The sequence below is a fragment of the Pseudomonas sp. PME37.24/006 genome, assembly GCF_055556635.1.
Genome location: NZ_JBVHNL010000073.1, coordinates 1 through 276 on the forward strand (window position 1 = coordinate 1; position 276 = coordinate 276).

General features: G+C 68.8%; 1 protein-coding gene. It reads left to right on the top strand.

The features are described 5' to 3' along the window. Window positions 1-276, top strand: a 276-nt coding sequence (locus ACZ3GY_RS23900) for an aminotransferase class I/II-fold pyridoxal phosphate-dependent enzyme (RefSeq protein WP_465912209.1), incomplete at both ends; no start/stop codon positions are given.

The following is a 276-nucleotide window of genomic DNA, read 5'->3' on the forward strand; positions in this document are numbered from 1 at the left end:
TCAGGTGGTCCTGGGCGTCAAGCCGGGCGACGAAGTGATCGTGGCCGACTACACCTTCCCCGCGACGGGCCATTCGGTGATGTGGGCCGGCGCGACCCCCGTGTTCGTGGACGTCCGACCGGACACGTGGTCGATCGACACGACTCTGATCGAGGCCGCCATCACGCCTCGCACGGTGGGGATCATCGCCGTGGACCCCTTCGGCCAGCCGGCGGACTACGACGAGATCATGACCATCGCCCGGGCCCACGGGCTCTGGGTGATCGAGGACGCGGC